Consider the following 8,443-nt stretch of genomic DNA (forward strand, 5'->3'; position numbering starts at 1 on the left):
CATGGCGCGACGCAGGGTTTCTCGGCATTCGAGTTCGATCGCGTGTCGCTGCCCATAGGCGAAGCCCAGTGTTTCGACATGGGCATAGCGGTTCAGGGCCCAGGCCAGACAGGTTGCAGAGTCCTGACCGCCGGAAAACAGGACGATCGCCGTATCATCGGAGGGCATCAGGGGATCCCGATCAGCTTGTGGGTTTGCAGCGACAGGCGCCAGCGCGGATGCGACAGACAATAGGCGACCGCTTTCTCGGTATTGGCGATACGATCCGGCCCATCCATCGGTTGCAGCCAGAAATGATCAAAATCCCAGCTCTCAAACAGCGCCGGTGGCAGGGCTTCCTGCGGATAGACCAGTTTCAGTTCCTGACCGCGACACTGAATCAGCCTGCTCTGTGGCTTCGGGCTGACGCAGATCCAGTCGATTCCCTCCGGCACCGCGATCGTGCCGTTGCTCTCGATAGCGATCTCGAAACCTGCCTCATGCATGGCGGTTATCAGGGGAGGATCAATCTGTAACAGGGGCTCGCCCCCAGTGAAGACGACATAGCGTCCCGCAGCCTCACCAGCCTGCTCTTTCCAGCAGGCGAGCAGCCTTGCAGTCAGGGCGGCGGCATCGGCAAAGCGTCCCCCTCCAATGCCATCGGTCCCTACGAAATCGGTGTCGCAGAACTGGCAGGCCGCTCTGTGGCGGTCCTCCTCGCGCCCGGACCACAGGTTGCATCCGGCAAAGCGACAAAAGACGGAGGCGCGCCCGGCATGGGCACCCTCCCCCTGAAGTGTCGCGAAAATTTCCTTCACGGCGTAAGACATGCCTCGGATGTCGGCGAGCACTGCGCCCGATGCAAGCGAAAAATACCAAATTTTCGCGTCTCCGGTGCTCTACTGCGGCAATGTCGGCGTCTCCTTCGGTATTTCCGAGATATGCTGGACATACATCTCCCCTCTGGTGGTGACCCAGAGACGATGCTCTTTGAGGAAATCTGCGCCGAAGAGGGCGTAATCGAGGTCATCGCTACTGAGGATGAAGACTTCCGGATCGTAAATCGTGAAATCGCCCAAGGTCAGGGATTTGAAACGATGATGCCAGGCCGTGACCTTGTCACTGCCAATGGCCTTGAACTGCGTATCGGAACGATCCTGCGCGAGCATGGCATCCGTCACACCCAGCCTGCGTGCAAAACGCAGGGGCAGGATTGTCCGGGAGGCCCCTGTATCCAGTACTGCCTTGATCGGCTTGCTCCCATCGATGGAGATGGTCAGCCCAATTTTCATCGTGTCGAGATCGCTGGTAATCCCCACGCGATGAAGGGGGCCTTTCCAGAGCGGTGCAGGCAAGGGGCAGCGTCTCATGTCCAGAAGCTGCATCTCGTGATGGGGCATGTCCATCACGAGATCGCTGGCCAGGAGAATCTCTGCCCCCAGCAACCCGACAAGGGGGGGAAGCGGTGGACGGAGGGTGGCGAAGACAGAGGATGTGACCGCAAAACCGTGATTGGTATTCGTGGCCCCCCCTAAGCCGATATCGTCTACCTGCGTCACGTTCTGGAATTCAGTCCCTTTGGCACCCGTCACCCGGACATAGCCCGACGCGAGTGTGAGACCCAGCATGTCGATATAGCGGTCGCTCAATACGCTGTTGAAGGCGCCCGTATCGACCTCGAACAGGACAGGGTGGTGATTCAGGCTGGCCCTGACCACGGGAACGTTATGCAGGGAATAAAGAGGCATCCGGCCGATCGTGCCGATCTCGCACCCCTTATCGGGAGACGGGGTGTCGCAGCCGGCAATAAGACCGAGCGCGGCCATCGCGATCACCAGTAAGGCAGGTCGTCGAGGGCGCAGAATAGGGGACCGGGGCATAGTACACCTTCCTGTCTGTCAGCATGATTGCCGGATGATCGTCTGCCCGTGACAAAAAACGCCAAGCATATCAGACACGGAGGTACCAGCATGCGGGCAAATACACTGACCGGGCAAGGGCACGTCTTGCCCTTGGAGAAGGTTGCCGATACGCCCGTTGGCAGCATGGATTGCGCCCAGCAGGAGGAGAGACCCCGTGATTACCCGAATGAAATCTTCCTGGCTGTTGACCGGTTTGCTGGCTCTTGGATTGGCGGCGTCCTCTCCGGCCATGGCGAAGGCTTTCGATGTGACCATTCTGGGCGCGCATGGCGGGCTCGATGACGGAAATCTCAGTGCCTATCTCCTGCGCGAGGAGGGAGCGCAAACGGGCGTGCTCCTTGACGCTGGTACGGTTCTGAATGGCGTGGACAAAGCCGATCAGGCCCACGCTTTCGTGTCCATTGCCGGGGCGGGCACGCTAGGCTATGCCCGCTCGGGCCGAATCGTCCATCAGGTGATCCAGGGCTATCTGCTCAGCCATGCCCATCTCGACCATGTCGCTGGGCTCGTGGCCATCTCGCCGGATGATCCGGGTAAGCCGCTCTATGCCTTGCCTTCTGTGAACGCTGTCCTGCAGGAGGATCTGTTCAATCATCGTGTCTGGCCCAATCTGGGCGATCGCGGGGTCAAGCCGGCACTGGGGTTGCTCCATTATCATGATCTGATACCCGGCCAGTCCATGGCTCTGGCCCATACCGCTCTGAGTGTCGAGGCCTACCCCTTGAGCCATGGGGGCGTGGAATCGACGGCCTTCCTGCTCCATTCAGGCCAGGATGCTCTGCTCTATCTGGGTGATACCGGCCCTGACGCGCTCGAGGCAGGGCACAGGCTCGAAGCCCTGTGGTCGCATGTGGCGCCTCTCATCCGCACCCACAGGCTGCGCGGGATCATCATTGAATGCTCCTACGACAATTCCCGGCCCGATACGCAGCTCTATGGTCATCTGACACCACGCTGGCTATTGGCAGAACTTGTCGCATTGCGCGCCAGCGCCGGGGTGTCGATGCGCGGCTTTCCCATACTCGTCGCACATATCAAGCCGCGTCTGAGCGAGGGCAAGAGCGCTGAGGCGCTCATCGGGGAAGAGCTGCGCGCCGGTAATGACGAAGGGTATGCGTTCACCATTGCCCGACAGGGGGCTGTCTGGCGGCCCTGAGAGCCACTACTTCTCCGGGGGATCGAAGAGACTGGACCGTGATATCTTGTGCACCAGCAGAGCGGCAAAAAGCGGACCGATCGCGTAGCCTCCGGATACGAACACAAGCATGAAGTAATCGGCGCCGTTCATTTGTGCTTTCCAGCCTGCCGTCGGGGCGCGCACTCTACACGCAATGCCTGCGTCAAATCCATCGATCGGTCCGAGGATGTTTTTTGCGTGCTGAACGGTTCCCCTGAGCCGGGGGCTCTTGGAGGGGCGTGCTCGACAGGCTAGAGCTTTGGCCAAGATCAAGCGAAGAGCGAGAAGCAGGATGACAAGCCACGCCAGGAGAAGCAGCCGAGACGGGGTTCTCGATCTGTATCCACATGTGGGGATCGGGCGTTTCAAGGCCGCCCTGGCCGATCTCTCGGTCGGAATACGGCTCTTGCCACTCGCGCTTACCCTGGGCTGGCTCGACATCAAGATGCGCTACCGAGGCTCGATGCTCGGCCCGTTCTGGCTCACCATTTCCACGGCGGTCATGGTCGCTGCGCTCGGCGTTCTCTATGCCGAGCTTTTCAATATGGTGATCAAGGATTATCTGCCTTTTCTAGCCCTATCGCTGGTGCTCTGGGGATATATCTCGACCCTCATCGGCGAGAGCACCACGGTCTTTGCCAATGAGTCCCGTCTCATCCAGTCCGCCCGCATGCCGTTCAGCCTCTTTGCGCTTCAGGCAATCACCCGCAATCTGCTCGTCCTTGCGCATAATGCGGTGGTGGTGATCGCGGTTTTCGCCATCTTCCATGTCGTGCCGCATCATCTCTGGACGGTGCTGCCCGCCCTTGCGCTGTGGATCGTGGACAGCGTTGCGATCCTGCTCTGCCTCGGCCTGCTGGGCGCCCGGTTTCGCGATATTCCGCCTATCGTCATGTCCCTGCTTCAGGTGTTCTTCTTTGTCACGCCCATCATCTGGCGTCCCGAACTGGTTGGAACGCTGGCCGGATGGATGCTGATCAATCCGTTCTATCCGCTTCTGGCCATCGTCCGGGCGCCGTTGCTGGGCGAAATGCCCGCCCTGCTGATCTGGGAGGCGGCACTTGCTCATAGTGCAGTCCTCATCGTCTTCGCGATGCTTGTCTTTGCCCGTTTCCGCGCCCGTATCGCTTATTGGGTTTGATCATGACCAGAGTTTCCGTCGATCGCCTCTGTCTTCATTTTCCGGTCTATCACGCCGAGAATCGCACGCTCAAACGCTCCATGGCCAGGACGCTCGCGACACGTTCCAGCCATCGTGCGGGGAGCGCCCTTGTCGAGGATTCGCGTCATCGCGTCACCGTGGATGTGTTGCGTGATATCAGCTTTTCACTCGAGAGTGGCGAAAGGCTCGGACTGGTCGGGGGGAACGGTGCGGGCAAGACCACGCTGTTGCGCGCTCTGGCTGGTATATATGAGCCCGTATCAGGGCGTGTGCGCATACGGGGCTCGATTGGCACGCTGCTCGACACCCAGCTTGGGATGAACATGGAGTTGACGGGCATCGAGAATGTCCGCCTGCGTTGTCTGTTTCATGGGATGGGCAAGGCCGGTACGGCCCGTATTCTCGAAAATGTTGCCGAATTTGCCGAGCTTGGTGATTTCATTGCCATGCCAGTCAAGACTTATAGCAGCGGCATGCTCGTGCGACTGGCCTTCGGCCTCGCGACCGCAATCACGCCCGATGTGTTGCTGATGGATGAATGGTTCATGGCGGGCGATATCACCTTTCTCGCCAAGGCCAAGGCGCGTATCGAGGCTCTGGTGCAGGAATCGGATGCGCTGATCATGTCCTCACATCAGCCCGATATCATGCGCCGGTGGTGCACGCGCCTGATCTGGCTTGATAACGGCAGGATTCGTATGGATGGCCCTACCGATATCGTGCTCGACGCCTATCTGGCGGGGTGAGGGGCGCCACAAGGGAGCGCTCTTTCCCTCAAAGGAGAGCGCGCTTCCGGGAGGCCAGCAAAAAACGCCACCAGAGGTGACGACATGCGACGGTTATATTTTTCTCGGAATAAAATGGCGCGAGTGACGGGGCTCGAACCCGCGACCTCCGGCGTGACAGGCCGGCGCTCTAACCAACTGAGCTACACCCGCATGAAGCATTTTCTGCTTCAGCAACCGCTTCGGAGAAGGTCGTAACGTCCTCGTCTTCGGTGAAGGGGGAACTACCAGTCTCCCTCACCTTTGGCAACAGGGCGGTGCTGTTTTTTTTCATTTTTCTTGCCGGACTCCCTTCGCGCCCGCTCTTCCGCACGACGGGGCCCAGCTTGTAATTCAGGTGTGGGAGGGCTCCAGAAGCATATCGCGACAAGAAGCCGGGGCGTTGATCGGGTTACATCGGGCGACGAGCCCCTTGCCGAAGCCGACCGAGTAACCGTGCCATGGGGCAGGTTCGAAAGCCGGGTAATCCGTGCTGATCAGATGGGCGCCGGATTCGAACGCGACGTCCCGGCGATCAAGCGCATTCTGCCTTGCCTCGATCGTATTTGCATCGGCCCGTGTCCGTACCAGATAGCCGCGTTTCACCAGTGCCGGAATCGTGGTCGCAGCGGCCTTGTTGTCTACAGCATCGCTGCCATTTCCCTTGGCGCCGATAAAGCCCTCATTGACTTCCGTAAATCCACAATCCGGATCGCCCGGGCGGGCATTGGTAAACACGATTCGATTGCGCAGGGCAGGATGGCCCTTGACGTAGCGCGCCGTATCATGCGGCCGGTCGAACACGAACACGATCTTGCCTCGGGCCTGGGCGAGGCTGGGCCAGCCATGGCTGCGCACCCCGTCATCGAGAGTCGGAGCATTGCCACGCACATCGTCCGGTGTGATCAGCGCTGCGCGACCGAAGACGGCAACCAGTTCCGCATCGAGGCGGTCATAGGTGGCAGGTGTGAAGACTTCAGGCTTGGTAAAATCGATTTTTCCGCCACCAAACGGAATATCCTGCTTGGTCTCGAGATCGATGAAAACCGGTACATGGCCCGGATGCGCGTCGGACCATGCCTTGACCTGCTCCAGACAGGATCTGAGAGGCTGGCAGCTCGACCTCTGATCGATATCGACGATATGCATCACCTTGAAATCCGTACCCTGCATGGCTTCGGGAGCTGTGGGGTCGGCATCGGGGGTAAGACCTGCCTTACGCTCCCATTCCGGTCCCTTGGGGTGGGCGTAGCGCCCGCCCTGGGTGTCGGCGTAGATATCGATCTCGAGCTGGCGTACCCCGTGATCGAGCTGTGCCGTCAGCGTGTCATGGTGATAATCAAGCGCGATGGCTGCCTGGGGCGACAGCTTGGTGAGCCATTGCAGCGTTACCGGTGAGATGTCGCGCCGATAGGAGTTGTGTGTGCCGATCACCTGAATCTGGTTGAGATGCACGCTGTCATCCATGGCCGCATTCTGAGCACGCGCATGGGGCAGGGAAAGGAATATGAGTCCTGCCAGCGAGGTCATGGTGAACAGGCTTTGAAGTTTCATCGCGCAATCCTGAAAGGGCTTGAGTAATGGGCCGGATCAAAGAACATCCATCTGGAATTCACCAGACGAAATCCATGATTCATAAATAGTTCACCCGATTGAATTGAACGCGAAACAAATAATCCACGGATCAATCACAACCTGCGTCGCTGTGCCTGTGTAAAAGCGCGCGAACACCGCTCGACAGGGATGGTCCGCCTCTTATGGCTCGCTGAGAGTCAGAAAGCTTCGCGAAAGCCATCGCAGGGAATGCGGCGATGACGGAGTTGTTCAGTTGAAGCAATCGACGATAAGAAGCGGGCTTTCTCTTCTGATTCCTGCCCTCGCGCTTTTGGGGGAATTCCCGGCAGTGGCCGCCAGAAACGACCATATGGTTGCCCCGCGAAAATCCATCAGCGCCCCTGTGGCGCGTGAGAAACGTCTCGAGCGGATCAGTATTCGCGAGAAACGCAGGGTTATAGGCGGCGGGTTGATGAAGACCCAGACCAGCCCTCGGGCGACAAGCGAAGTGACGCAGGACTATATTGCCAGGCAGGCCCCAACGCTGAGCCCGACCAGCCTGATTGCAAGCCTGCCCGGCGTGCAGGCAGGGAATGAATCGCCGTTGAGCACCCAGTCTGAAACCCTGCATATCCGGGGACTGGACCAGACGCAGATCGGCTTCGTGTTCGAGGGTATTCCGGCCGCAGATGTCTTCAGCTACGCGCCCTGGAATGCGGCGATGGTCGATAACGAAAACCTCGCCTCGATCAGCGTGACGCAAGGTTCGGTCGATCTGACAGCGCCTCTTTATAATGCCGATGGTGCTCAGGTGAGCATGAAAGCGCTGCGCCCTTCCGACAAGGCAGGCGGCACGCTCTCTCTAGGGGGTGGTACGCATAGCCTGCAAAAGGAATTCCTGCGTCTTGATACGGGCGAAATCGGGCATAGTGATGTCCGGGCCTATGCTTCCTTCTCCCATTCCTCGGCCAATCTCTGGCGTGGCCCCGGCGATGTCGCGCGATATCATGTCGACGCCAATCTGGAAAAACGCTGGTCGAAGGGGAATGTGAGTGACGTGATTTTCGGCTATAATCAGGGCCGACAGACCATTTATCGCTATCCCAATCTCGCACAATGGCAACAATACGGAACGGGCTTCAATTACACGGCGCCCTACACGCCCGGCAGCTATACCTATTACAAGCTCAATGAGCGCTTCACCAACGTCGCCTTCGGCACGATCCGCAATGATTTTCGTCTTGGCGGTCACTGGTTCCTGCATGTCACCCTCTACGGGATCAGCCAGATGGGGCCGAATAATTACGGCATGGCGGTACCGACGGCCAATGGCTATATCGGCACACAGCGCTACGACTATCTGGATGGCTATCAGGGTCAGAACCGTACGCTTCTGGTGCAGAGCGTTCACCCCTGGGAGCAGCGCAGTTCGGGTGTGACTGCGTCTCTCGACTGGAAGACGCGACACAACACGCTCACCTTTTTTTACTTCTATTCCTACGCCGATCATCAAGAGCGTCAGGATCGCTTCGCGGTGGGTGATGATGGCTCGGTGACGTGGAAAGACCCGCTCACGGCGAATGGGCGTCTGCTCACGGGTTATGACATCAACCAGACGCAGCAGCTCAACGCACTCGGGTTTGACGACAAGCTCAGCTTCCTGGCTGATCGCCTGAATTTTGACGCTGGGTTCAAGGCCACCATGGTCTCACGCATGACCTCGCAGAATGTACCAGGAGCGTCTCCCTATAAGGTGTCCCCCAATAACTTCATTCCGACGCCGCAATTTCTGGCCAGTTATCAGATCACGCGCAAGGATCAACTCTATCTGAATGCGACGACATCCTATCGTCTGCCCGCTGGCTACTCCGCCTATGTTCCGGCC

9 protein-coding genes and 1 tRNA gene are annotated in these 8,443 nt (G+C 58.9%); 4 read left to right on the forward strand and 6 right to left on the reverse strand.

Annotated elements, in window-relative coordinates:
* From C0V97_RS15590 to C0V97_RS15600, 3 genes are all read right to left on the reverse strand, one after another.
* Positions 1–168, reverse strand: a 168-nt coding sequence (locus tag C0V97_RS15590; protein ID WP_199751941.1) for a 7-cyano-7-deazaguanine synthase, incomplete at its 3' end; no start/stop codon positions are given.
* Positions 168–809, reverse strand: a complete 642-nt coding sequence (gene queE / locus C0V97_RS15595) for a 7-carboxy-7-deazaguanine synthase (protein ID WP_127103280.1) — start codon at positions 807–809, stop codon at positions 168–170. The genes queE and C0V97_RS15590, both read right to left, overlap by 1 nt.
* Before the next feature lie 69 nt (positions 810–878).
* Positions 879–1,859, reverse strand: coding sequence for an aspartyl protease family protein (locus tag C0V97_RS15600; protein ID WP_127103281.1), 981 nt, complete (start codon positions 1,857–1,859; stop codon positions 879–881).
* A 208-nt stretch (positions 1,860–2,067) separates the two neighbouring features.
* Between C0V97_RS15600 and C0V97_RS15605 the strand changes: the two genes are divergently transcribed.
* Positions 2,068–3,057: an MBL fold metallo-hydrolase gene (locus C0V97_RS15605; protein WP_127103282.1), complete on the forward strand. Its 990-nt coding sequence runs from the start codon at positions 2,068–2,070 to the stop codon at positions 3,055–3,057.
* A gap of 6 nt (positions 3,058–3,063) precedes the next feature.
* Here the strand turns inward: C0V97_RS15605 and C0V97_RS18835 are convergent, their stop codons facing one another.
* A complete protein-coding gene (locus C0V97_RS18835; RefSeq protein ID WP_255424187.1) occupies positions 3,064–3,189 on the reverse strand; it encodes a hypothetical protein in 126 nt (41 codons plus the stop codon).
* A gap of 181 nt (positions 3,190–3,370) precedes the next feature.
* On the opposite strand from C0V97_RS18835, the gene C0V97_RS15610 reads away from it, so the two are divergent.
* Both C0V97_RS15610 and C0V97_RS15615 read left to right on the forward strand, forming a co-directional pair.
* Positions 3,371–4,219 (forward strand): ABC transporter permease, encoded by an 849-nt coding sequence (locus C0V97_RS15610; protein ID WP_127103283.1) that lies wholly within the window; start codon positions 3,371–3,373, stop codon positions 4,217–4,219.
* A gap of 2 nt (positions 4,220–4,221) precedes the next feature.
* Entirely contained in the window at positions 4,222–4,986 is a 765-nt protein-coding gene (locus tag C0V97_RS15615; RefSeq protein ID WP_127103284.1) for an ABC transporter ATP-binding protein, read from the forward strand.
* Positions 4,987–5,101: 115 nt separating this feature from the next.
* On the opposite strand, the gene C0V97_RS15620 is transcribed toward C0V97_RS15615, so the two are convergent.
* A tRNA-Asp gene (locus C0V97_RS15620) sits at positions 5,102–5,178 on the reverse strand.
* A gap of 180 nt (positions 5,179–5,358) precedes the next feature.
* Positions 5,359–6,558 (reverse strand): phosphatidylinositol-specific phospholipase C1-like protein, encoded by a 1,200-nt coding sequence (locus tag C0V97_RS15625; RefSeq protein ID WP_127103285.1) that lies wholly within the window; start codon positions 6,556–6,558, stop codon positions 5,359–5,361.
* A 274-nt stretch (positions 6,559–6,832) separates the two neighbouring features.
* On the opposite strand from C0V97_RS15625, the gene C0V97_RS15630 reads away from it, so the two are divergent.
* Positions 6,833–8,443 (forward strand): TonB-dependent receptor plug domain-containing protein (locus tag C0V97_RS15630; protein ID WP_233582217.1); only part of this gene is annotated, 1,611 nt, incomplete at its 3' end.

Source organism: Asaia sp. W19 (assembly GCF_003994335.1).
Classification (GTDB): domain Bacteria; phylum Pseudomonadota; class Alphaproteobacteria; order Acetobacterales; family Acetobacteraceae; genus Asaia.

Excerpts from the sequence above, each read along its gene's own strand:
- C0V97_RS15605 (WP_127103282.1), top strand. The coding sequence starts at position 2,068 with ATGAAATCTTCCTGGCTGTTGACCGGTTTGCTGGCTCTTGGATTGGCG.
- C0V97_RS15615 (WP_127103284.1), top strand. The coding sequence starts at position 4,222 with ATGACCAGAGTTTCCGTCGATCGCCTCTGTCTTCATTTTCCGGTCTAT.
- C0V97_RS15610 (WP_127103283.1), top strand. The coding sequence starts at position 3,371 with ATGACAAGCCACGCCAGGAGAAGCAGCCGAGACGGGGTTCTCGATCTG.
- queE (WP_127103280.1), bottom strand. The coding sequence starts at position 809 with ATGTCTTACGCCGTGAAGGAAATTTTCGCGACACTTCAGGGGGAGGGT.
- C0V97_RS18835 (WP_255424187.1), bottom strand. The coding sequence starts at position 3,189 with ATGAACGGCGCCGATTACTTCATGCTTGTGTTCGTATCCGGAGGCTAC.
- C0V97_RS15625 (WP_127103285.1), bottom strand. The coding sequence starts at position 6,558 with ATGAAACTTCAAAGCCTGTTCACCATGACCTCGCTGGCAGGACTCATA.
- C0V97_RS15600 (WP_127103281.1), bottom strand. The coding sequence starts at position 1,859 with ATGCCCCGGTCCCCTATTCTGCGCCCTCGACGACCTGCCTTACTGGTG.